At 70.7% G+C, this 21057-nt stretch carries 19 protein-coding genes; 9 read left to right on the forward strand and 10 right to left on the reverse strand.

Annotation, left to right across the window (positions count from 1 at the left end; genetic code table 11):
• Positions 1-12: 12 nt before the first annotated feature.
• Positions 13-1692 (reverse strand): right-handed parallel beta-helix repeat-containing protein, encoded by a 1680-nt coding sequence (locus Van01_RS18720; RefSeq protein WP_204008857.1) that lies wholly within the window; start codon positions 1690-1692, stop codon positions 13-15.
• A 188-nt stretch (positions 1693-1880) separates the two neighbouring features.
• Here Van01_RS18720 and Van01_RS18725 point away from each other — a divergent pair, with 188 nt between their 5' ends.
• Genes Van01_RS18725 through Van01_RS18735 form a run of 3 tightly spaced genes read left to right on the forward strand, consistent with a single transcriptional unit; the run spans position 1881 to position 3999 of the window.
• Positions 1881-2264, forward strand: a complete 384-nt coding sequence (locus tag Van01_RS18725) for a YwqJ-related putative deaminase (RefSeq protein WP_204008860.1) — start codon at positions 1881-1883, stop codon at positions 2262-2264.
• Positions 2261-2746, forward strand: coding sequence for an SUKH-3 domain-containing protein (locus Van01_RS18730; protein ID WP_204008863.1), 486 nt, complete (start codon positions 2261-2263; stop codon positions 2744-2746). Before Van01_RS18725 ends, Van01_RS18730 begins: the two co-directional genes overlap by 4 nt.
• On the forward strand, positions 2740-3999 hold the full coding sequence (locus Van01_RS18735) for an SseB family protein (RefSeq protein ID WP_204008953.1): 1260 nt from the start codon (positions 2740-2742) through the stop codon (positions 3997-3999). The genes Van01_RS18730 and Van01_RS18735 overlap by 7 nt, the downstream gene beginning before the upstream one ends.
• Positions 4000-4084: 85 nt before the next feature.
• Here Van01_RS18735 and Van01_RS18740 read toward each other — a convergent pair whose 3' ends face one another.
• The 5 genes from Van01_RS18740 to eccCa form a co-directional block, all read right to left on the reverse strand.
• The gene (locus tag Van01_RS18740) at positions 4085-4591 is read right to left on the reverse strand and encodes a hypothetical protein (protein ID WP_204008865.1); all 507 of its coding nucleotides are present in this window, start codon (positions 4589-4591) and stop codon (positions 4085-4087) included.
• A 24-nt stretch (positions 4592-4615) separates the two neighbouring features.
• The gene (mycP, locus tag Van01_RS18745) at positions 4616-5911 is read right to left on the reverse strand and encodes a type VII secretion-associated serine protease mycosin (protein WP_204008875.1); all 1296 of its coding nucleotides are present in this window, start codon (positions 5909-5911) and stop codon (positions 4616-4618) included.
• Positions 5912-6016: 105 nt separating this feature from the next.
• A complete protein-coding gene (locus Van01_RS18750; protein WP_204008877.1) occupies positions 6017-7753 on the reverse strand; it encodes a WXG100 family type VII secretion target in 1737 nt (578 codons plus the stop codon).
• Between the two features lie 32 nt (positions 7754-7785).
• Complete coding sequence (locus Van01_RS18755; protein ID WP_204008880.1) at positions 7786-8406, reverse strand: hypothetical protein; 621 nt, start codon at positions 8404-8406, stop codon at positions 7786-7788.
• Positions 8407-8538: 132 nt separating this feature from the next.
• Positions 8539-12501: a type VII secretion protein EccCa gene (gene eccCa, locus Van01_RS18760; RefSeq protein WP_204008890.1), complete on the reverse strand. Its 3963-nt coding sequence runs from the start codon at positions 12499-12501 to the stop codon at positions 8539-8541.
• Between the two features lie 141 nt (positions 12502-12642).
• Here eccCa and eccD point away from each other — a divergent pair, with 141 nt between their 5' ends.
• Positions 12643-14031, forward strand: coding sequence for a type VII secretion integral membrane protein EccD (gene eccD, locus Van01_RS18765; protein ID WP_204008902.1), 1389 nt, complete (start codon positions 12643-12645; stop codon positions 14029-14031).
• Positions 14032-14040: 9 nt separating this feature from the next.
• Here the strand turns inward: eccD and Van01_RS18770 are convergent, their stop codons facing one another.
• The 3 genes from Van01_RS18770 to Van01_RS18780 all read right to left on the reverse strand — a co-directional run bounded on the left by Van01_RS18770 (position 14041) and on the right by Van01_RS18780 (position 16409).
• Entirely contained in the window at positions 14041-14787 is a 747-nt protein-coding gene (locus tag Van01_RS18770) for an SUKH-3 domain-containing protein (protein ID WP_204008904.1), read from the reverse strand.
• Between the two features lie 67 nt (positions 14788-14854).
• Complete coding sequence (locus tag Van01_RS18775) at positions 14855-15595, reverse strand: SUKH-3 domain-containing protein (protein WP_204008906.1); 741 nt, start codon at positions 15593-15595, stop codon at positions 14855-14857.
• A 67-nt stretch (positions 15596-15662) separates the two neighbouring features.
• Positions 15663-16409, reverse strand: a complete 747-nt coding sequence (locus Van01_RS18780) for an SUKH-3 domain-containing protein (protein ID WP_204008908.1) — start codon at positions 16407-16409, stop codon at positions 15663-15665.
• Between the two features lie 141 nt (positions 16410-16550).
• Here Van01_RS18780 and eccB point away from each other — a divergent pair, with 141 nt between their 5' ends.
• From eccB to Van01_RS18795, 3 genes are all read left to right on the forward strand, one after another.
• Entirely contained in the window at positions 16551-17978 is a 1428-nt protein-coding gene (eccB, locus tag Van01_RS18785) for a type VII secretion protein EccB (protein WP_204008916.1), read from the forward strand.
• Between the two features lie 156 nt (positions 17979-18134).
• A complete protein-coding gene (locus Van01_RS18790; RefSeq protein ID WP_204008955.1) occupies positions 18135-18464 on the forward strand; it encodes a WXG100 family type VII secretion target in 330 nt (109 codons plus the stop codon).
• A gap of 15 nt (positions 18465-18479) precedes the next feature.
• A complete protein-coding gene (locus tag Van01_RS18795) occupies positions 18480-18770 on the forward strand; it encodes a WXG100 family type VII secretion target (protein ID WP_204008918.1) in 291 nt (96 codons plus the stop codon).
• Between the two features lie 100 nt (positions 18771-18870).
• On the opposite strand, the gene mycP (Van01_RS18800) is transcribed toward Van01_RS18795, so the two are convergent.
• A complete protein-coding gene (gene mycP / locus Van01_RS18800) occupies positions 18871-20169 on the reverse strand; it encodes a type VII secretion-associated serine protease mycosin (RefSeq protein ID WP_275410370.1) in 1299 nt (432 codons plus the stop codon).
• Positions 20170-20320: 151 nt separating this feature from the next.
• On the opposite strand from mycP (Van01_RS18800), the gene Van01_RS18805 reads away from it, so the two are divergent.
• Together Van01_RS18805 and Van01_RS18810 are read left to right on the forward strand one after the other, a co-directional pair.
• Positions 20321-20713, forward strand: coding sequence for a YbaB/EbfC family nucleoid-associated protein (locus tag Van01_RS18805; RefSeq protein ID WP_099852692.1), 393 nt, complete (start codon positions 20321-20323; stop codon positions 20711-20713).
• Positions 20710-21051, forward strand: coding sequence for a hypothetical protein (locus Van01_RS18810; protein ID WP_099848825.1), 342 nt, complete (start codon positions 20710-20712; stop codon positions 21049-21051). The genes Van01_RS18805 and Van01_RS18810 overlap by 4 nt, the downstream gene beginning before the upstream one ends.
• The last annotated feature ends 6 nt before the right edge of the window (positions 21052-21057 follow it).

The raw sequence follows: 21057 nt of genomic DNA on the forward strand, positions 1-21057 counted from the left end.
GGCGCGGCATCGTCATCGCCCGATCGCGGCGCGGACGTCGGCCACGGTCACGGTCCGCAACTCGTCGAGGCTCGGGCGTTGGCCGGACTGCCGCAACCGCTGCGCCTGCGTCTTGCGGACGCCCTCGAAGAGCTTGCGTGCCTCGCGGGCGTTGCCGAAGTTCTGGTCCCGTTCGATGGCTCCGAAGTGCTCGCGGAGCACCTCGGAGACGCCGTCGGCGAGCAGATACTCGTCGCCGCCGGCCATCCGCTCCACGATGACCACCAACTGCTCCGGTGAGTAGTTGCCGAACTCCACAGTCTTGGCGAAGCGGGAGGCCAGACCAGGGTTGGCATCGAGGAACTGCAGCATCTCGCCGGTGTAACCGGCCGCGATCACCGCGATCTCGTCGCGGTGGTCCTCCATCAACTTGACAAGCGTGTCGATGGCCTCCTGGCCGAAGTCGCCGCCGGTGCCCGACGACCGGGACAGCGTGTACGCCTCGTCGATGAAGAGCACGCCGCCCCGCGCCAGCTCGAACGCCGCAGCGGTCTTCTCGGCGGTATGGCCGATGTACTGGCCGACCAGGTCACGTCGGGAGACCTCGCGGAAGGCTCCGCCGGGTAGTGCGCCCAACGCCGCCAGCAGGTCACCGTAGATGCGTGCCACAGTGGTCTTACCGGTACCGGGGGCACCCGCGAAGATCAGGTGGTGGCTGACCGCGCCGACGGGCAGCCCGGCGCTGCGTCGCCACTCGTTGACCTGGATCTCGTCGATGAGGGCGCGGACCTCGTCCTTCACCGACTCCAGGCCGACCATCGCCGCCAGCTCGGCCAGCAGCTTCTCCACCCGGGCGGCGTCCTGACCGGTGGTGGCGCGGGCGGCGTCGGCACCGAAGGCGGCCTTCCGGTTGACGGTGCCCTCGACGATCGTCGGCTCGGCACCCTCGGCGATCTCGATCGCCGGATCGCCTGTGTTCTCCGTGGTGCACTCCTCGACGGTGCCTCGGCATCCGCGGGCGAAGGAGACCGCCGGGCCGCGGGTGTCGCGGATCCGGCAGCGACGCAGCACCGGAGCGCTCTGGTGGACCACCGCCACGCCGGCCTGCCCGGTCTGGGAGATGTCGCAGGTCTCGATGGTGGGCCGACCGTACTGGTAGACGTAGATGCCACGGTTGCCGCAGCGGGTCACCGTGCTGGTGCGGATGGTCGGGGCCGCGCCGATCCGGACGATGATGCCGTCCTCGCTGAGGTCGGTGAACTCGCAGCCCTCGACGCTGCCGTCGGAGTCCTCCACCACCAGGCCGTACCGCCCGCCGGTCACCCGGCAGCGGCTCAGCGTGAACTCCGAGCGGCCGGCGATCTGGATCGCCGCGCCGAAGCCGGCGCTCAACTCGCAGCCGGTCATGGTGATCTTCGCCCGGTCCGCCACCACGACCGGCGCGTCACCCGCCTTGAGGGTCAGGTCGCGCAGCTCCAGCCGGCCCGAGTTGCAGGACACCGTCGGGTACGTCCCGGAGGATGCGTCGATGGTGACCGTTCCCGGGCCCTGTGCCGCGACCACGCTGACACCACGGTCGTTGACGAACAGGGCCTCGTGGTAGGTGCCGGGGCTGACCGAGACGACCGTGTCGTCGCTGGCCACCGCCAGCGCCTCCCCGATGGACGGGTAGGCACCGGGCTGATCCGGGGAGACGAGAAGGGTGCGCGTCATGGCTCCGGCTCTGGACGGCGAAGAGGGGGCTGGACCGACGATATCCCAGGCGGTCGAGGTGGTGTGAGCCCCTCGATGCCAGTGGTACCCCGACGCACCACCCGCCGGACGGGCGACGACGGTTAGGCTCGCGTGCGGGGCTGGCGAAACCCTCGCCGATGGTCCCCTTTCGACGTGCGGGAGGACGGATGGCGCAGCCACGGATGCTGCCGCTGGCGGCCGGTGCCCTACTGGCCGACGGCACCGTCCACACGCACACCTCGGTACGTGGCGATCTGGCCCCCGACCTGCATCCGGTGGTGCGGCGTTTCCTGCACGGGCTCCCCGCCGAGCAGCGTGAGCGCTACACCGGCTGGTGCGCCGAGGCGGTGCTGATCTCCGACCGGCTCTACGCCGCCGAGGCCGGGGGGCCGCCGCTCGACGCCGCCCGGTCCCGCGCCCTGCTCTGGGGCGCGAAGATCCGGGTGACCCGGGTACGCGAGGAGGGTGACCCGCGCCACGGCGAGGTTCAACCGCCCTGCCGCTCCTGTGCCGCCCTGCTGGACTGGTTCGGTGTGGAGGCGCTGGCATGAGCGAACGCTTTCCGCCCCTGGTGGCGCAGACCCTCGCCGCCGCCGGGTGGTCGCCCGACCGCGTCGACGAGAGTCGGGGCCGTGAGTGGGGGCTGCGGATCGCCGCGCACGCCACGCCCGGCGGCCGTCAGCACACCGTCACCGCCCGGGCGATCGAGGCGTACGCCGAGTTCGGTGGGCTGCGGGTGCGACCGCAGGGCGAGGGCGAGCAGCTCGCACCGAGCGACTTCCATCTCGATCCGTTCCTGGTACGGCACTCGGTGGAGACCCTCGCCGAGCTGGCCGAGGCGATCGGCGCGCCGCTGAGCCCGCTGGGCGAGGAGGGCGACGGCACCGGCATCCTGGCTCTCGACGAGCATGGCCGGGTGTTCGTGCTGGACCACACGGGTGACTGGTTCCTCGGCGCCGATCTCGACGAGGCACTCACCACGCTGGTGCTGGGCCGTCGACCAGCACGGGTACGCGCGGACGGCACCTGGTGACCGGCTGGCAGCCGACCACGGCCGCTGAGCGGGCGTTGCTGACCGCCGTCGAGGCCGACGACCGGGAAGGATTCCTCACCGAGCTGGTCGCCGGTCCGCTGCTGCTGCCCGTGTCGCCGGCTGCGGCGGCCGGACGGGAGCCGATGGCGTGGCCGACCGCCCAGCACGAGGGCGTCACCCACGTGCTCGGGTACACCTCACCGGCGGCCATCGCCGCGGGGATGCCCGGCCGATCGGTGAGTTACCAGGTGTCGGGTCTTGTCGACATCGCTGTCGAGTGGCCCGACGACGAATGGTTGCTGGCGATCAACGCCGGCCTGCCGATCGGCATCCGACTGACCGCCGAGGAGCTTCGGGCCCTGACCGCGCCGGTGGTGGAGGCCGAGCGGCCGCTCCGCGAGGCCGTCCGGCGGCAGGACCCGAACGCCCTGATGTCCGCCCTGCTCCGGGCCGAGCTGGTGCTGCCGGTCGATCCGGCGGGTTCGGCGACGCGTGACCTGTCCGATCCGGAGTTTCCATGGTGGACCTTCCCCGACGAGCGGGGCCGGGCCAGCCTGCCCGTGTTCAGCTCGGAAGCCCGCCTGCGACAGGCGCTCGGCGATCGTGACCTGGTGGTGGTCAGCAGTCTTCAGCTCACCGACCACTGGCCGGACCTCTCCTGGCAGCTGCTGCTCAACCCGGAGACGCCGCTGGCGGCGGCGCTTCCCGGCGAGGCGTTGCTGACGTTGCGGGACTGGCTCGGCGAGCTGCGACAGGTGATCAGCGAGGCGGCTGAGCAGGAGCAACTGCGCCGCGACACGGCCAGGTACGCCGACCCGTCGACGGTGGGCGTACCGGTGCACCGTCCGGCACCGGAATCCACCGACGACGACGGGCCCGACCCCGCCGCGCCGCTGCTCCTGCAACTGGTCATCCCGCACCGCTACCTGACGTCCTACCTGGACGACGGGTACGACCGGGCGGCCGGGCTGGTGCACGCCTGGCACGGACCGGGACGCGACACACCGACGCGGCTGTACCGACGGTTGGGGCTGCTCGGCGAGGGCTCACCCTTCGAGGAGTCCGACGAGTGGGTGGCTGTGCTGCGTTGGCCTCCCGGCGAGGCGACACCCGAAGCGTGGGGGCAGGGGCAGCCACGGATGGAGTCGCTTGTCGTACCTGACGGCACCGAGCTGCACTGCCTGCACGCGGACGGCCGCGACGAGCTACTGGCCCGCTTCGACGCCACCGGCCGCCGCTGGTCCCCGGCCTGACCGGCCGGCTGCCGGTGAGCGGTAGCGGGTCAAAGAATCTTTTGACGGCCGCCCCGGGTGGGCACGACGCCGCGTTCGCGGTCGGTCAGCGACCTCGACCGGCGAACCAGGCCCGCGCTTGCGGACTCTTGATCAGCCCGAGCGAGACACCGGCCAGCCCACCCACGACCAACGGCGTGACCATCGTCGGGTGGTAGCTGAGCTTGCCCTGCGCCAGCAGCGTGACGATGACGACGACGAAGAGCCCGAAGGTGAACCCGGCCGGCACGGCCAGCCCCGCCGGGTTGTCGCCGGTCCAGGCCATCAGGATCCCGAGGGCGGCGAGCAGCGCCACAAGCAACGCGATCGCCAGTACGCCCGCACCGATGCCCACCACCAGGAACTTGCCCAGCCCATCGCCCTCGGCCCGCAGCATGGCGCGGAAGAAGGCGATCCCGGCGATCAGCCAGATGACGATCGAGGGCACCATCAGCAGGACGGCGAGGGTGACGACGAGAGGTCGACGGCGTGCCGCCGGGCCGGGTCGGCCGAGAGGCGTACCCGGGGCCGGGCCGAGGTTCGGGGACTCGCCGGCTGGCGCGGCGGACGACATGGATGCCTCCTCGGGGCGGTGGGGTCAGCCGGGCGGGCGTCGCCAGACCGCGTCGTCGGTCCGGTCTGCGGGCTGACCTGTGCTGCCGGTGGGCGTGGCCGGGCCTCCTGCCGCCGACGCAACAGATCCGGGAACTGCCGACATCTCCTCCGGCGGATCATCTTCGGCCCACTCCGTCTGACGTTGGCGTGCGCGGCCCCGTAGCAGCATGACGGTGCCGACGGTCCCGCCGACGATGAGCAGGAGCACTGCGATGATCACAGCCCACACGAAGACCAGGATGCCGTCCTCGCGCTCGCGGGGGTCGGCCTGCCACGGCTCCAGACGAAAATCGTCAGGTGCGGCCTCGGTGCGGCGGGTACCCCGGCCGTCCGGTTCACCAGTCAACGCCTGCCGGATGTCGAGGGCGCCCCACCCGTAGTGCAGGTCGTGGCCGGGCTCGCCCTCGTCGCGAGTGGTCTCCAGCAGGCGCTGGAACATCTCGTAGCCGTTCAGGTCCGGATACTCGGCCTTCACCAACGCCAGCGCGCCGGAGACGAGGGCCGTGCTGTTACTGCTGCCGAGCCCGGCGTGGTACCTGTTGCCGGGGACGGCGTGGACGATGTCCTCGCCCGGCGCGGCGATGTCGACCTGTTCGGCCGGTAGGGCGGCCTCCTTGCTGATCCTGCCGTTGCGGTCGGTGCCGTTGACAGCCATGGCGCTCCGGTGCGAGGCCGGGCTGGCGATGATCGAATCCTTACGATTGCCGACACCGGCGACGACGATCACGTTGCGCTGGTAGGCCCGTTCCACGGCCCGGTTCAACTCTTCGTTGAAGCTGCTGGACAGCGAGACGTTTATGATGTCGGCGCCGTGGTCGACCGCCCAGTTGATTCCCGCGGCGATGGCGGTCGGCTGGATCAGCGAGCTCCGCTCGCTCTTGATGGTCACCGGGAGGATCTTGGCCTTCGGGGCGATGCCGAGCACACCGTCGCGGTTGCCCGGCCCGTGACCGTGACCGGCGATCAGCGAGGCCATGGCGGTGCCGTGGCTCGCTCGGTCGACCCGGCCCTTGGCATCGTCGTCGTAGAAGTCGACCCCGGGCAGGACGTTGTCCCGAAGGTCCTGGTGCTTCGCGTCCACCCCGGTGTCGATCACCGCCACCACGACACCCTCACCCTGAGTGATCTTGTGCATCTCAGGTATCTCCAGGGCCTTCAGGTGCCAGGAGTCGTCCCTTATGGAATCGGCGAGTGCGGGTGCCGCAGGCAGCCCCAGAGGCGCCAGGACACTTGCGGCGGAGATCCCCAGGATGGCTACCGCTCGGGCGAGGACACGCATGCCCGTCTACCTTCCTCTGTGGGTCATAGCCGGGACGGCCGGGTTGGGCGGTCACTGCATGGTACGGGCCGGCCACCCAGGGTTGGGTGACCGGCCCGCACGCGGTCAGCTCTGGCCGAGGGCTCTGCCCTGCTCCCGGGGGCGGTGCTCCGTCGGGGCCTCCACGACGCCGACGGCTGACGAATCGGTGACCCAGAGTTCGTCGTCACCGTCGCCGTACTCCCAGGTCTCCTGGTCGCCGTCGCGCGGCGCACCCTTACGCGGAGCCGGGGCGGTCGGGCCACCGCGTCGACCACCCAGCGAGGGAGCCGGCCCGGTGGTCGGCGCGGGTCGGCCGGTGCCCGCTCCGGCGCGTCCGCTCAGATCGGGCCGGGCGCCGGCGGTGCTCCCGCCGGTCACCGGCTTGCCCGTTGTGGGCTTGCCGCTCAGCGGCGAACCGGCCTTGGGCGGCGTGCCCGGAGCGGCACCGCGCTGACCGCCGAGACTCGGCGGAGGTGCGGCGGGACGCCCAGGGGCGGCGCCGCGCTGGCTGGGGCGGGCGGTGGAGCCGGGCAGGCGCGGGCTCGACGGTGGTGGGGTGGTCGAAGCACCAGGTCGTCCCCCCAGACCCGGCCGGCCCCGGCCACCGCCAGGGGCACCGCTGCCGGTGTTGCCGGGCAGGGTCGGGCGGTTCGGCGCGGCACCCCGCCGGCCACCTCCCGGTGCCCCGGACCCGCTGCCCGGACCGCCGGCACCGGGCAGCGTGGGCCGGTTGGGCCCCGGCCCACGGCCACCGCCCGCACCCGGCAGGGTGGTCCGTGGTGCGTTGGGTCGCGCCGAGTTCGGTGTGGCCAGGCCGGGGTTGCCCGGTCGCGGCCCAGGTGGGGCCACCGGCGGCACCACCGGACCGGGCGTCACCGGGGCGTTGGGTGCGGTGGTCACCGGCGGTGCGGTCGGTGGTGGTGGGGCGACCGGCGCGGCGGCGCCACCGGCGAGACCGACGCCCTCCGGAAGGCCGGGTGGCGGTGGCGGTGCCGACCCGGCCGGCCCGTCCCCCGCGCCGGGTTGATTCGGCAGGTCCGGCCGGTTGGGCATGCCCGGACGGTTCGGAGGGGCACCGTTCACGGGTGCGCCGGGCGGGGGCGCTCCCGGAGCGCCCGGGCCGGGCACGCCGGACGGACTGGTGATGACCGCGTCCGTCGGGCCCTTGAACTTCCCACCCCGGGAGATGTTGGAGATGTAGACGTCGATGTAGAGGTCCGCCAGCGGCTTGGTGATGTTCTTGGCGCGCTGGTGGTACTCGTTCTGCACGTCCTCGTACGACCTGGCGTCGTTGCCGGTGACGCCGGGGACCCAGTCGACGAGGTCGACCGGCTGGAAGCCCTCGTCACTGGTCCGGCGCTCCCCCTCCCGGATCTGCGCGGCCCGGTACTCCTCCCAGAGCGTCTTCATCTCTCGCTGCGCAGTCCCGATCTTGCTGGCGAGCTGGTCCAGGCCGGTGGCGTTGTTGCTGGCCACCTCCTTCCACTCGTCGAGCGAGTGCAGCGTGGCACCCACGCGGGACATGAAGACCCGCGCCGCGGGCGACTGCCAGCGGGCGTCCAGGGAGTCGGCGTGGCGTTTGAGGTTGTCCCGAGTGGTCTGCAGCAGGCTCGCCGCTCGCCGCCACATGTCGGCGAGCGCTGTCGTCCGCTCGTCACTCTCCTTGCGGACGTACTCCCACATCTGCTCGATGTTCACCGAGTCCCAGGCCGTGGGCTCGTACGGCGTGGCCCCGGCGGCCCGCTCGGCCGCGTAGTCGTCCGTCACCCCGGCGTACATCGGGTAGCTGACCGGCTGCCAGCCGTAGTAGTCCTCGCTCATCCCCGCTCCTCAGGCCCTCGCCCCGGACACCGTCACCGGAGATCCGACTGGTTCAGCCGGAGATCTTCGCCGTGCATGCGTTCGCCGTCACCGTGGATCACGTAACTGCCTGACCCTTCACCGACGACCTGCGCCTGCGCCCACTCCGGGGTCTCCTCGCTCTGCCCACCGGTCGGGCAGGAGTCCATGCCGTAGTAGGGATTCATCGGCTCCGGGTTCCGTGCCGCCTCCGGCACCGAGTCCGCTGGGTTCTCCGCGCCCTCCTGCCATCGGCCGCCGAGAGTGTCCTGACCACCGACGGCGGAAAAGGCGTTGTAGACGTCCTCGTTCGTGGCCTGGGCCAGCGCGTCACCGGTCAGGTACTCCGCCGAGATGGACATGGCGGCCACGCTCAGGGCGGTGAGTCCCTTCATCACGTCGCCCATCAGGTTGGAGATGGCCATCCGGCTCTCGTCGTGCCGGCCCCGGAAGAACGCCGCCTCCTTGAGCCCGCCTCCGCCGAACGGTGCCTGCACCGTGAGCATGGGGCGCAGGCCGTTGTCGAAGCTGGGCTGGAAGTTGGTTTCCATTTCCTTCTGGATGGCCAGCGCGAAATCCTTCAGCTGCTGGATGTCGACGTCGATCTGTTCGTCGACGAGCCACTCGTCGCCCATGTTCCCTCCCCCGTTCGCTCACACGATGCCGGCGCGGCTGCCTCCTCCTCCGACATGTCGGGGTTCCTGCAGCCGCGCACTGTAAGTCCACTCTGGCCGACAGTAGCCTGATCGGGCAACCCCGTACCGGGCTCAGGAGCGCGGCGGAAGATGCACCAACTGCACCAACCGGGTACCGCCCCGTCGGGACACCAGCCAACCCCGGCCCGGTGGCAGCGGTCCCGGCCGGACGGTGCCGAGCAGCACCCCCTCGTCGCGGTTGCCGGACATCACGATGCCCGGCGTGCTGATCTCCCGAAGCCGCATCAGCACCGGCTCGTAGAGCGCCCGGCTGGCACCACCGGTACGCCTGGCGATGACCACGTGCAGGCCGATGTCCCGAGCCTGGGGCAGGAACTCCAGCAGCGGCGTCAGCGGATTGCTGCCGGCACCCGCCACCAGGTCGTAGTCGTCGACAAGCACGTACAGGTCGGGACCCTTCCACCAGTCGCGGGCCCGCAACCGTTCGGCGTTGATGTCCGGCGGTGGCAGCCGGTCACGCATCACCGCGGCCACCTCGGAGATGATGCTCTCGGTGACCTGCGCGGTCGAGCCGTACCCGATCAGGTGCGGTGTGTCGATGTCCCCGAGCAGGCTACGCCGGTAATCGACGAGAACCAGCCGGGCCTCGGTCAGCTCGTTGCGGTCGACGATGGTCTGCGCCAGCGCACGCAGGAAGGTGCTCTTACCCGACTCACCGTCGCCGAACAGCATGAAGTGCGGGTCGGCGGCGAAGTCCACATGCACCGGTTGGAGATCCACCTCGGCGATACCGATGGGGATACCCGGCCGGCCGGTGCTCGGCAGGCTGCCGTACGGCACCACCGGCGGCAGCAGCCGGATCGGCGGCGCTCCCGGCCCCTGCCAGGCGGCGGCCAGATCGGTGACCAGCTTCCGCGCCCCCTCGGACAGGCTCTCCGCCTCCTGTGCGCTGTCCGCCCTCGGTAGCGCTGCCAGGAACTGCTGCCCGTCCGGGGTGATCCCCCGACCCGGTGACTTCTCCGGGACGTTCATCGCCGCCCGCCGGTCCAGGTTGGAGTCACTGGCATCGGCCAGCCGCAACTCCAGCCGGGTGCCGAAGACGTCCCGGACCGCCGGCCGCAGGTCCATCCAGCGACTCGCGGTCACGATCAGATGGATGCCGAAGGACAACCCACGGTTGGCGATGTCGTTGATCGTCGGTTCCAGGTCCTCGAACTCCGCCCGCAAGGTGGCCCAGCCGTCGATGATCAGAAAGACGTCGCCGAACGGGTCATCGTCATGCTGACCGTGCCGCCGGGCCCGCCGGTACTCGGCCATCGAGTCCACGCCACGCTCGGCGAACCGCCGCTCCCGCTCGCCCATCAGCAGTTGCAGTTCGGCGACGGTACGCCGGACCAGGCCGGCGTCCAGGCGGGTCGCCACCGACCCGACGTGGGGCAGGTCGCGCAGCGACGACAGCGCGCTGCTGCCCAGGTCGAGGCAGTAGACCTGGGCCTCGCGTGGGGTGTGGGTCAGGGCCAGGGAGGTGACGACGGTCCGGAGCAGGGTGCTCTTGCCGCTCTGCGGACCGCCGACGATCACCGCGTGGCCGGCCGACCCGGCCAGGTCGAACCAGAGCACGTCGCGGCGCTGGTCGAAAGGCTTGTCGACGATGCCGACCGCGACCTGCAACTCGCCGAGCAGCCCGGCGTGCGCGACGGTGATGCCCCGGGCGGGATCGGCGGTCATCGGCGGCAGCAGCTGATCCAACGTCGGCGGCTCGGCCAGCGGGGGAAGCCACACCTGGTGCGCGGGCTTGCCTCGGCCGGCGAGTCGGCCGACCAGGATGTCGAGCACACTCTCGCCCACCCCGTCGGCGGGCTCCGGTGCGATCTCCTCCTTCGGCGCACGGCTCACCGGCGGCGCGACATAGCTGGTGGTGTACTCGCGGACCCGGTCCTCGCCGTCGCCGGCCGCCACCGCCGCCGCGGTCTTGCTCCGATAGACGCCGGAGACGTACGCGGCCTTGAACCGGATCAGCGGCTCGGTACCGAACCGCAGGTAGCCGTGACCCGGTGACCGGGGCAGCTCGTACGCGTCGGTGGCCCCCAGCACCACCCGGGACTCCATCGCGGAGAAGGTCCGCAGACCGATCCGGTACGACAGGTGGGTGTCGAGTCCCCGCAGCCGGCCCTCCTCCAGGCGCTGGCTCGCCAGCAGCAGGTGCACACCGAGGGAGCGACCGACCCGGCCGATCTGCACGAACATGTCGATGAAGTCGGGCTTCGCGGTCAGCAGCTCGGAGAACTCGTCACAGATGATGAGCAGGCTCGGCAGCGGAGACAGCGGTGCGCCCGCCGCCCGCGCCTTCTCGTAGTCACGCTGGGAGGCGTAGTTGCCGGCCGCGCGGAGCAACTCCTGCCGACGGACCAGCTCGCCGTTGATGGAGTCGGTCATCCGGTCGACCAGGGGCAGTTCGTCGGCCAGGTTGGTGATCACCGCGCTGGTGTGCGGCAGGCCGTCCAGCCGGGTGAAGGTGGCGCCACCCTTGAAGTCGACGAGCACGAAGTTGAGGCTCTCCGAGGAGTGCGTGGCCGCCAACGCCAGCACCAGGGTGCGCAGCAGCTCGGACTTGCCGGAACCGGTAGCGCCGATGAGCAGCCCGTGCGGGCCCATCCCGTCCTGCGCCGACTCCTTGAGGTCCAGCTCCACCGGCCCGCCGTCGGCACCCACCCCGATCGGCACCCGCAGCTTGTCGCGGTTGGGGCGTGGCTGCCATGCCCGGTCGACGTCGAACTCGTACGGATCGCCGATGTCGAGCAACTCGGCCAGCCCCAGCTCGGTGGTCAGCGGAGTGTCGCCGCCACCCCGGGAGGCGGCGGACAGGCGTAGCGGGGCCAGTTGCATGGCCAACGCCTCCAGCTCGGCGACCCGGCAGTCGTCGGCCCGGCCGATCTCGGCCTGACCATCCACCGTCACGCTGTGCAGCCGACGTTCCGCGGTGACCTCGAGCACCAGGCGCGCCCGATCCAGCAGGCGCGGCGCTGGAGTGGACAGGTCGAGCAGGGTGACGCCCTCAACCCCGCCCTCGGTCATCAGGTGGTCCGAACCGGCGGTGTCGCCGCCGTCGATGACCACAAGCACATGCGGCCCGGCGACCTGGGGCGTACCGCCACTGGCGTTGAACCGCGGCCGACTGGCCAGCACGTCGTCGAGCATCGCCTCCAGGCCGGTGACCGAGGGCGCCACCAGACGCAACTGGCCGAGCGCGTCGGTGCGCGACGGGTGCAGGGCGTGCGGCAGCCACTTCGTCCACTCCCAGTCGGCCCGCCGGTCCGGCGCCGCGCAGATCGCGACGAGCATGTCGTCGGGCGCGTGGAACGCTGTCGCCTGGGCGAGCACCGCCCGGACCATGCCCCGGGCGGCGTCGACGTCACCGCGCAGATGCACCCGGGCGAATCCGTTCAGGGCCATGGTCACCGGCAGGTCCGGCACCTCGCCGTAGGTGGTGAGGAACCGGCGCAGCGCGAGCGCGCACATCGGCTCCAGCTTCTCCAGCGAGGTGGCCGGTGGCGGCACCAGCGGAGTCGCCAGCTCCTGCGGCCCGAGACCGATGCGTACGGTGGCGAAATCCACATCGCCGCGACGGCGCTCCCACAGCCGGGGACCGAGCGGGAGGGACCAGAGGACGTCCGGGTCCGGGTGCCGGTAGAAGGCCGCCTCCCGTTGCTTACGGATCGTCTTGAGTACGCGGCGCCGCTGACGGGACAGGTGCGTCATGTACTCGCGGCGCTTCTGCAGCATCTCCTGCTTGCCCGGTCCGCCCGAGTTGTTGGTCAGCTGCGACCCGAGCATCCCGATGGCCGAGAGTCCGAAGAGGCCACCTGTGACGTAGCCGAGGGTCGACCCGCCCCGACCGGCGAACATCAGGGCCATCGCGAACGAGCCGGCGAGCATCGGCAGCAGCATCAGCATCTGCCCCCACGCCTTACCGCTCGGTGCGGGCACCTCGGGCGGCGCGTCCAGCAGCACTTCGCCGGAGGGATACTCCGGCTCCGGCTGGCGGGCGGGTCGCTTGACGACCACCGTGCTCACGTGACAGACCTCCGTCGTCTCTCCTGGGTCTGGTGCGCCGCGGTGAACCGCCCCCCGCGTCACCGGCACATGGTAGGTAGCCTTTGCCCGTCAGGACAGCCGCGGGCCCGCCGGCCCGCTCCTCGTACCGAGGGGTCGTCAGTGGTCACCCAGGCCGGAACCGGACTCGCGCGCATCGCCGTCGTCGCACCCAACCGACGGTTGGACCTCGCCCTGCCCGAGCACCTGCCGCTCGTCGGGCTGCTACCCGCCGTGCTGCGGCAGGCCGACGAGGAACCATCGGACGGCACCAGCCACGGTGGTTGGATACTGCGGCGCAGCGACGGCAGCGCTATCGATCTGACCCGTACGCTCGCCGCCCAGAACGTCCGCGACGGTGAGACGCTGCACCTGGTGCCGCGGCGTACCGAATGGCCGGAACTGGCGTACGACGACCTGATGGAGGCCGTCGCCGACGGCGCCCGACGGCGCGGGGTGGCCTGGAGCCCGTTCGCGACCCGGCTGACCGGTCTGATCGTGGCCGGCGTGCTGCTGCTGCTCGGCCTTGTCGTGATCGTGACATCCGAGCAGCCCGGCTGGCTCGGCGGCGCGGTGGCCCTCGGCGCGGCCGGTCTGTTGCTGGTCTGCGGGATCGTGCTGTCCCGGGCGATGGCCGACTCCCTCGCCGGCGCGGTCGTCGCCGCCGCGGGTCTGCCGTACGCCTTCGTCGGCGGCGTGCTGGTGATCGGCACCGGCGAGTCGGTCTGGGCGCTGGGCGCCCCGCACGTACTGCTCGGCTCCGCCGTGCTGCTGCTGTCCGGGCTGCTCGGGCTGCTCGGCGTGGGCGACGCGACGAGGGTCTTCGTGGCCGCGGTCTTCGTCGGTTTCTGGGGCATGGTCGGCGGGTTGATCGCCCTCGGCTCCATGGACGCCGCACAGGGCAGTGCGATAGTGGTCGGTGCCGTGGTGCTGCTGTTGCCGGCCATGCCGCTGCTCTCCGTACGGCTCGGAAAGATGCCGATGCCGGCGTTGCCGCGTACCGCCGCGGACCTGCTCCGCGACGAGCCGCAGCCGAAGCGGGAAGTGATCTACCAGGCCACCGCCCGAGCCGACGAGGTCTTCACCGGCATGATCTTCGGGGCGTTCGTCGTAACCATCGCCGGCCTGATCGTCCTCACCGCGACCGGCACGCTCTCCGCGCTGCTGCTCGCCGGCATCATCTCGCTCGGCTACCTGCTGCGCGCCCGACTGGTCTCGACGGTCCGGCACCGGGTACCGATGCTCGCCGTCGGTCTGGTGGGCCTGGGTCTGCTGCCCCTGGTCGGTGCGGCCCACGCGTCGACCGGGGCCCGGGTGCTGGCCGTGTTGCCGGTGGCGCTGGTCGCGGCCGGGTTGTCGGCCGCAGCCGGGCTCGCCTACAGCCGGCGCGCCCCGTCTCCCCGACTGGCCCGGCTCGGCGACATGTTCGACATCCTGCTCCAGTTGGCCGTGGTGCCTGTGGCGTGCAGCGTGCTCGGCCTGTACGCCTTCATGCGCGCCATCAACGGCTGAGGGGCTGCCTCACCAGTCGCGGTCGCTGGCCTCGGACATCTCGTTACCTCTGATCAGGTTGACGATTGCGGAGTCGATGTCCGGGCCGACGAAGAAGTCGTCGGCCCAGTGCAGCATGAACACACGCCCCCGCGCGTCGGCGACCAACTCGGACGGCCCGTCCTCGTTGTTGCCGATCGGAAAGACAGGATTCTCGAAGTCCTCGGCGAATCCGCGCGCTTTGTCCGTGACGACGCCGCCCAAGGTGGGGAAGAAATGGCTGGTGAAGCCGCCGTATAGCTGACCGGGTATATCGATCTGCGGCAGCTCCAGGCCGCCGAACTCGATCAGTGCCGCCCGGACGACTGGTGGACACTCCAGCCCGGCCAGTTCGTCAGCGAAGCTGACCATCCAGTGGTCTACACCGGTGCTGTTGTCGCGGCCGGGAAACCACCCAGCCCGGTCCAGTACCTGTCGCACATCAGGCGGAAAGCGACCCTCGGCTGTGCGATAGAGTGCGTAATCTTCGGCCACCATGGGTGCGGACAATGCGGTCCATTGGGAAACCTCACCGGTTTCGCGGTCGATGACCGCTCGGGGATATCCCGTCGACGGTGGCGGCACAGGTACGCCGTCGACGACGGCTGTTTCCGGCAGCACGCGCCAGACGACGTAGCCGAGGTCGAACTCGTACAGATCCACTTCGGGTGCCGGCCCCGGCTTGCCCGAACTGGCCCATTCGCGGGCGATGGCCAGGGCCTCGTCGCGGCTGATCATCGAAGGACTCCTCGGGCGGCCCTCTCAGCGGAAGGCGGCCACGGGCGGCTGCCGGGGGTGGGGGTGTTCACCAGTCGCGGTCGCTGGCCTCAGCCATCGGGCCACCTCGGATCAGCTTGACGATGGCGGAGTCGATGTCCGGGCCGACGAAGAAGTCGTCGGCCCAGTGCAGCATGAACACGCGCCCCTGCGCGTCGGCGACCAGCTCGGACGGCCCGTCCTCATTGTTGCCGATCGGAAAGACCGGGTTGTCGAACTCCTCGGCGAAGTCCCGGGCCGCGTCCGTGACCACGCCACCCCGAGTGGGGTGGATGAAGCTCATGAAGCCGCCGCCTGGACGGCCGCTCCGACCGAACTGAGGCAGCCGCAGGCCGCCGAATTCCACAAGTGCGGCGCGTACGACGGGTGAGCATGCGAGCCCGGCCAGTTCGTCGGCGAAGCGAACCATCCAGTGATCGACTGCCGCACTGGCATCACGGCCAGGGAACCAACCGGCCTGCTCCAGCACGTACCGCACGTCGGGAGGGAAGCGCCCCTCGGCGGCCCGGCGCTGCGCGTACCGCTCGGCGATGGTCTGCCACGGCAGCGAGGGCCACTGGGAGACCTCGCCGCTCTCTCGGTCGATGACGGCTCGGGGATACCCGGTGGACGGGGGCGGCAAGGGTGGACCACTGGTCGCGGCGGCGACCGGTTCGACCAGACAGGCGACGTAACCGAGGTCGAATTCGAACAGGGTCACGTCGAATGCAACCCGGCGCTCGTCGGCCCACTCGCGGGCGATGGTCAGGGCCTCGTCGCGGCTGATCATCGAAGGACTCCTGGGGTGGCCCTTTCAGCGGAAGGCGGCCAAGGGCGGCTGCCGGGGGTGGGGCTGTTCACCAGTCGCGGTCGCTGGCCTCAGCCATCGGGCCACCTCGGATCAGCTTGACGATTGCGGAATCGATGTCCGGGCCGACGAAGAAATCGTCAGCCCAGTGCAGCATGAAAACCCGCCCCTGCGCGTCGATAACCAGTTCGGACGGCCCGTCCTCGTTGTTGCCAATCGGGTAGACCGGGTTGTCGAACTCCTCGGCGAACTCGCGGGCCGCCTCCGTGACAACACCGCCCACCGTGGGGTGGATGAAGCTCATGAAGCCGCCGCCCAGGCGTCCACTCCGGCCGAACTGAGGCAGTTGTAGGCCACCAAATTCGACAAGCGCGACCCGGGCGAGGGGTGAGCATTCGAGCCCGGCCAGTTCGTCGGCGAAGCGGACCATCCAGTGGTTCACTGCGGAAGACACGTCTCGGCCGGGAAACCAGCCTGCCCGGTCCAACACGTATCGCACATCAGGCGGAAAGCGACCCTCGGCTGCGCGATTGAGTGCGTAATCTTCGGCCACCATGGGTGCGGACAATGCGGTCCATTGGGAAACCTCACCGGTTTCGCGGTCGATGACCGCTCGGGGATATCCCGTCGACGGTGGCGGCACAGGTACGCCGTCGACGACGGCTGTTTCCGGCAGCACGCGCCAGACGACGTAGCCGAGGTCGAACTCGTACAGATCCACTTCGGGTGCGGGCCCTGGCTTGCCCGAACTGGCCCATTCGCGGGCGATGGCCAGGGCCTCGTCGCGGCTGATCATCGAAGGACTCCTCGGGCTGCCGTCGTCGGTCCCGCCGGCCGACGCCGGATGCGGGCACCGGGCGGCTCGACGCCGTGCCTATGGTAGGCACCGCGGTCCGGAGTTCGTGACCGTGCCGGCGTACGCCAGGGGAGGGGTGCCATGCCGTCGCGGCGGGACCAGGTCCAGTCATACCAGTTCTTCGTCCAGCGGATGACTTCCGCGCTGGTGGCGCGCGAGCCCGATCCGGAGTCTGCGCCGTTCCGCCGGCTGGGTGGCGCCGGTTTCGCCAGCGTCATGGTGGCCGTGCTCTGTCTGGCGGCGGTGGGGGTGTACGGCCTGTTGCGTCCCGGCGGCGCGACCAAGTGGAAGGAGGGCGGTGCGGTCATCCTGGAAAAGGAGACCGGCACCCGCTACCTGTACCGGGAGGGTCGGCTGCACCCGGTGCTCAACTACGCCTCCGCCCTGCTGGCCATGGAAACGGCGGCACCAACCATTTCGGTCTCCCGGAATTCGCTTGTCGGCACCCCGCGTGGGCCCCGCATCGGCATTCCGTTCGCCCCGGACGCGCTGCCCCCGGCCGGTCGTATCCTGGACGGGCCGTGGACGCTCTGCACCCAGCCGGCCCGGAACGCGGCCGGCGGCATCGTCGCCACCACAGTGCTCACCGTCGGGCGGGCACCTGGTGGCGGGCGGGAGCCGGGTGACAGCGCACTGCTGGTCCGCGACCGCAAGACAGAACGGTTGCATCTGGTGTGGCACGACCATCGGTACGAGATCCGCAGCGAGAAGATCGTGCTGGAGGGCCTCACCATGAGCGCCGAGCCGGTGGTGGAGGTCGGTGGGGCGTGGCTCAACGCGCTGCCCGCCGGAGAGCCGATCGCGCCCCGACGGGTGGCCGACCGGGGGACACCTTCGGCCGCGTTGCCGGATGCCCGCGTCGGTCAGGTTTTTGTCGTGGAGAGCCAGGGCGGCAGCCGTCAGTACTACCTCGCCGAACGGTCGAGGCTGGTGCCGCTCACCCCGCTCCAGGCGGACGTGGTGCTGGCCGACGGGGAGACGCAGTTGGCGTACCCGGGAGAGGCGAGGCCCTACCCGATCGAACTGGCCGCCGGCGCCGCTGCCGCCGCGCCCAAGGCGGCGCCGCCGGCCCAGGGACGCCATCGTGCGCCGGAGCAGCGGCCGGAGATCGCCCGGCTGGCCGGCGACCAGCCGGCGATCTGCGCGGCCTACCAACCGGGCGCGGACGAGCCGACGCTGCTGCTCGACGCGCAGGTCCAACCGGTGCGTGAACCGGTACGCACCGGTGAGCAGGCAGGTGACGGCATCCCGCTCGCCGATCGGGTCGTCATCGAGCCGGGCTACGGTGTCCTGGTCGCCGCGGTCTCCTCCCCCGACCAGGAGACGGGCACCCTCAACCTGGTCACCGACCTTGGCCACCGCTATCCGCTGGCCTCCGAGGGCGTACCCGCAATCCTCGGCTACCCGGGTGTGCAACCGGTACGGCTGCCCGCCAGCCTGGTGGTTCGGCTGCCCGCGGGCCCCGTACTCGATCCGACGACGGCGAAACTCGCGCTCGACCCGGAGTGACCTGACCAGCCACAATGGAAACGCGGAACGAGTAGCGGTCTAGCGCGGGCTGGACACGACCCGTTACCGTTCGTACGACGATGGTGCGCGAGCACCGACTGACAGGACGCCCCGGTGAATCGGGGCGATCAATTGAGGACGGGGGTGACTTCCGCCATGTCGATGAATACCGACACCGGCTTGATGCTGAAGACCGAAGGTGACGTCGATGCCGTCGCCGATCGGCTCACCGGCAACCTCAACTCGCTGATGGACCAGCTCGCGCCGCTGTACGACCAGTGGAGGGGCGCTGGTGCCGGTTCCTTCCAGCAGGTGCGTGAGCGGTTCGACCAGGACATGGCCCGACTCAACGTCGCGCTGCGGGCGATCGCCGAGGCGGTCGGGTCTGCCGGTAAGGACTACGACGTCAGTGACGAGGAGATCCGGGCCGACATGGATGGCGCGGGCGCCACCGCCGGCCAGATCACCGCGGCGCTGAAGCTCTGACGGGGGAGAAGACTCATGACGGAGATTCGGTACAACTTCGCCGGGCTGAACGCCGCAGCCGACAGCTGCAACGGTGCGGTCCGGAACATAACCGGAGAGTTGGACGGGCTCAAGTCCGGCATCGCGCCGCTGCTGGCCACCTGGGACGGTGACGCCAAAGAGGCGTACTTCCAGCGGCAGACCGAGTGGGAGTCGGCCGCCAACGACCTTCGTGACCTGCTTGGTCGGATCGAGAAGGCGCTGCGCGAGTCGGCCGCGAAGATGCAGGCCCGCGAGGCGGCGAACCGCTCGAAGTTCGGCGGCTGAAACGTAGACCCGCAGCACCGATGGCCCGGCCCGCGCCGGGCCATCGTCGTCTGTGCCGCAAGCAGCGGTCACCGTCCGACGTGTTCCGCCGACGCCGCTGTCACCCGCGCGGCATCGAGCTCGGTACCCGGAAGAAGATCTCCTCGGGCTCGTCGATATCGGAATCGGTCGGCGGCGGCGCCGACGGGCGGGTGGGCCGCCACCGTGTGCGGCGACCGCGTGGCAGCAGCGTGGCAAGCACCGCGACTCCGACCGCCATCGCGGCAAGCCCGAGGCCGATCCAGAGGGCCAGCCGACCGAACAGCGCCCAGCGCTCCGCGCGCGCCTGTGCCGCTGCGTCGTACGGCACGTCGGGCAGCGGAGGTTGAGCCACCGGTGCCCCGGTGGTCAGCCGTTCGGTGACCGCCCGGTACGGGTTCACCACCCCGCTGCCGTAGCCGCGCGTGGCGTCGCCCCGGGCCGGATCGGCGGTGGCGAGTATTCGTCGGGTGACTTCCCGGGCCGACAGATTGGGCTCCGCCGCGCGGACAAGTGCGGCTGTCGCACTCACCATCGGGGCGGCGAAACTGGTGCCGTCGTAGGCTCCGTGTCCGAACAGCCGGGTAGCGGCCACCACCGCACCGCCCGGGGCGCTGATGTCCACGTACGGCCCGATCTGGGACTGCCGGATCCGGGCGCCGTACTGATCGATGGCGCCTACGCCGATCACGCCGTCGTAGGCCGCGGGGTAGGGCACCGGATCGGGGCGAGCGCCGTCCTGATGCTTGTTGCCGGCGGCGGCGACCAGCACGACGTCCTTGTCCAGGGCGTAGCGCACGGCCTGCTCCACGTCGCGGTCCGGCTGGTAGAGCGTCACCGACAGGTTGATCACATCGGCGCCGTCATCGACCGCGTACCGGATCGCCTGGGCGAAGACGGCGCCGGTGACGGTGTCACCACCGGCACCCGGGCCGTCGTTGGCGTTGCGTTCACTGATCCTTACCGGCACGATCGCGACATCCGGGGCGAGGCCGTGAAAGCCGACGCCGTCCTGCCGACCGGCAGCGATGATGCTGGCCACGGCGGTGCCGTGGGACACGCAGTCCACATCGCCTCCAGAGGCGCCGCGCAGGGCGTCGAAGCCGCTGGTCACCCGGCCGGCCATCTGAGGGTGGCTGCTGTCGGTGCCGGAGTCGACGACCGCCACCCGCACTCCCGCCCCGGTGCTGAACGGCCACACGCGTTGCGGGGCGAGCCACCGCTGATGCCAGGGCGTCTCGGTGTTGACCTCTCCCGGATCGCTCGGATTGTCGCAAATCGCCGGTGCGGCAGCCGCCGGGCTCGCGACGGGAATCGTCAACGCCGTGGCCATAAGTGTCCCTACCAGCGCGAACGTCGTCACAGGACGGTCCCGGAACATGTCTGCACGCCTCCCGTCAACCGGTCCCGCTGCATCCTAGCCGCGGGTGGCCGCCAGACCGGGCACCCCGATGTCGTGCCCATTCAGTATGGTCGAGTTGTCACGCCCGGGCGTGGGCGGCGGATCAGACCTGCGCGGGGAGGAACACGCCATGGACGTACAGGCGCTTCGCGCCCGTGCCGACGAGCTGATGGCGCAGTTCGAGCGGATGCGCTCCGGCGTCGGCGACCTGCAGCAGCAGCTCAAGACGGTGAAGGCCACTGTCACCTCCGAAGACGGCTTGGTCACCGTGACTGTCGGTCCCCGTGGTCAGGTGACGAAGGTCGAGTTCGACCCGCGGATCTACCGCCGGCCCAACTCCAAGGAGCTCTCCGCCACGGTCACCGAGACGATCCGGCGGGCGACCGAGCAGGCCATGGCGGAGGTCGAGAAGCTGGTTCGACCGTTCGTGCCGGACAGTCAGTTCCAGGCCTACATCGATCACGATCTCGACGGCATCTTCCGTCAGCTGGACAGCGAACTGCCCGGGGAGGAGAGACGATGAGCGAGTTGCGCGAAACATTCGTCAAGCCTGACGCTGCCCTGGAGGGCGCCAACGAGCTCGGTGCGGCCGGCGCTCGGCTCGCCATGACCTGGCAGAACCTCGCCGCGACGATCGGGACGCTGAACGGCGACCGGCCCTGGGGTGACGACGAGCCGGGCAACGAGTTCAACAAGAACTATCTCGGCGGCGACGATCAGCCTGCGCAGCGGGTCCTCGACCTCGCCGCGGATCTCGTGCCACTGGTCGAGGTGCTGGGGCCCACCGTCAAGGGGGCGGTCGAGGGGACCGTCGACACCGACGACATGGTCAAGACGCTGTTCGGCGGCGACGACAAGTAGCAGCTC

Origin of the sequence: Micromonospora andamanensis (assembly GCF_016863495.1) — a bacterium.
Lineage (GTDB): Bacteria > Actinomycetota > Actinomycetes > Mycobacteriales > Micromonosporaceae > Micromonospora > Micromonospora andamanensis.